General features: G+C 43.4%; 2 protein-coding genes. Both read right to left on the bottom strand.

Annotated features, from left to right (window positions below; all coding sequences use genetic code 11):
- Positions 1-1,028, bottom strand: a 1,028-nt coding sequence (locus A1D16_RS21565) for a glycosyltransferase family 4 protein (RefSeq protein WP_290713787.1), incomplete at its 3' end; no start/stop codon positions are given.
- Positions 1,021-2,202 carry a glycosyltransferase gene (locus A1D16_RS21560; RefSeq protein WP_290713785.1) on the bottom strand — a complete coding sequence of 394 codons (1,182 nt, stop codon included), beginning with the start codon at positions 2,200-2,202 and terminating at the stop codon, positions 1,021-1,023. The genes A1D16_RS21565 and A1D16_RS21560, both read right to left, overlap by 8 nt.
- Between the last annotated feature and the right edge of the window lie 140 nt (positions 2,203-2,342).

The raw sequence follows: 2,342 nt of genomic DNA, 5'->3' as shown, positions 1-2,342 counted from the left end.
GCTTTGGCACTGGCAGTTGATTCCAGTTCTATTAGAAAACCGTTTTCGCCGTCGGTGATCATTTCCGGAATACCCCCTACCCTGGTAGCTAGTGCCGGCCGGCCGGCAGCCATTGCCTCAGCAATACTCATGGGCAATGCCTCCTGGCGAGAACTGAGCACCAGCATATCAGAACGTTCCAGTACAGCCGGCAATTCAGAATATGCTACCCATCCGTTAAACCGAACCTGGTCCTGCAATTGATGGGTATTTATATAATCCTCTACCAACTGCTGGTATTCTGCTGTACCAAAACCACCACAAAACTCAATGGTAAACCGAAGGCCTTCCAACTTTAATTCCTGCAACACCTTAAGAATAAAGAGTTGATTTTTCAGGTCGTTTATAACGCCTACAAAAACCAGGTGGTTTTGCATTTCCTCTTTTAAAGGAATATCCGCATATCGTGGAGGAATGGCGTTGGGTATAATACAGAGCTGATCAATTTTTCGATTCTTAAACTGTTCTCTCGAATAAGCCGAAATCTGAATAATATTATCAGGATACAGCCAGTCTCCAATCACTGCATTCAGGTAAATGGTAAGCCGTTGTTTCCAGTGTTTGGCAATTTTCAGTTCTGCCCAGGGAATACCATGAATGGTGATAAGGTGAGGAATTGAAGACATACTGGCCCACCGGGTAAATAAAAGCGTACCTCCGATCTGGTAATGCACCAGGTCCGGACCAAATTCCCTGATCAGTTTCTTTAACCGCCCTGTACTTACAAAAAAGTAATTCAGGCTCGATGATGGAAACGGACCTTCTGGCAAGTAATAAATGCGAATGTTTTCCGCAAATTGAATTTCTACCGGATCCTTTATGGCTTCTGAAATGGATACCAATAATATATTCGCCGAACGTGTTTCCGCAAATCCGCGCAGCAGGTTTAGTACAGCCGAATGTACCCCGCCTGTAATAGTTTCAATTTTGGTGGACATATTTGGCACCACAATCATTACCTTAAGCTTGTTGGCGCCGCTGTTATTCACCAAGAAATGATTTAAGTTTTACACCCAATGCTTTATGGTCAAAATGCTGCAATCCCAATTCATGTCCGCGCAGCCCGATTTGCGTTGCTCTTTCCGGTTCTTCGATCACTTCTTTCATTTTTGCAGCAAAAGCTTCTTCGTCGTAGTTTTCACTAAGCAGGGCGGTTTCACCATCCTTAAAGAAATGAGCAACCTCTCCTATGGAGGTAGACAGGATCACTTTTTTTGCAGCACAATATTCGCCGATCTTATGCGGAAAGCGAGCCATATCCTGCTCGGTTGGGCGCAAAGGAATTAATAATGCCTGGCTGGTCATATACAAATCAATCAATTCCTGCATAGGCAGCCTTGAAAACAATTTAATGCTCGATGATTTGGGGCTCTGGTTAATCCGCCCTTTCAACCGTTTCATTTCCCAGTCTGCTCCATTGGAAACCAGGTATAAAGCGTAGCTTTCATCGTTTATCTTTTCATAGGACGAAAGGATAAAGGAGATTACTTCAAAATAACCGGCGTGCCCGCAGTAGAGAAAAAAAGGCTCCGTTGCCTTTGCTGTGCTCTTGAATTTTTCAAACTCTACAATGGAAGGTATCTGCAGGATTTTTTTTCTATCTATTTTTCGTGCGGCCATATCTGCCAGGAAATGGCTGATTGCCACAACCTTATCAGCCAAAGCCGCTACATAGGTATCATAGAGATAATTATCCCACTTAACTAACCTTGATTTAGGAATTTTCATCGCAGAAAAAAATTCCACGTTATCAATTACCAGGGGTATTCTTAATAAGGAAGCAACCAATTTATAATAAACAATATTGTAAAAGCTCAGTGTTGAAACCAGCAGAACAGTTTGCGGTGCCTGCTTTTTTTGCTTTCGGATTATAAAAAATTCATTCAGCATTCCTTTCAGTTTTGCCAGGTTGCGGCCTAGAAAAGAATTTGGTCGATAAGGATTACCGGAAGCATATACAAAAGGAACCCCTTCAAACTCAGGGGCATGCAGCAGTTCCTGCCGCTGGCCTTCGGGCTGTTGCCCGTAGCGGTTAATAATAAGAACGGCAGCTCCTGCTTTGATCAGTCCTTTTGAAATTAGTTTTTGCCGTTCTACCTGCGCCAATCCAAAAGGGAACCCGCTGGTACCTGCAAAACAAACCATCATAGAGGTGTTATTCATTGGCTCCATGGGTAGGTTTCAGTGGTTTAATGGGTTTACAGGGATTTCCGGCGCAGATCATATTAGCAGGTAAATTTGAGCTTACCACACTGCCTGCACCAACTACCGTATTTTCACCAATGGTTACGCCTTTCAATACA

This window comes from Flavihumibacter sp. CACIAM 22H1 (genome assembly GCF_001601815.1).
Classification (GTDB): domain Bacteria; phylum Bacteroidota; class Bacteroidia; order Chitinophagales; family Chitinophagaceae; genus Flavihumibacter.
This window is presented reverse-complemented; position numbering and strand designations above follow the sequence as displayed.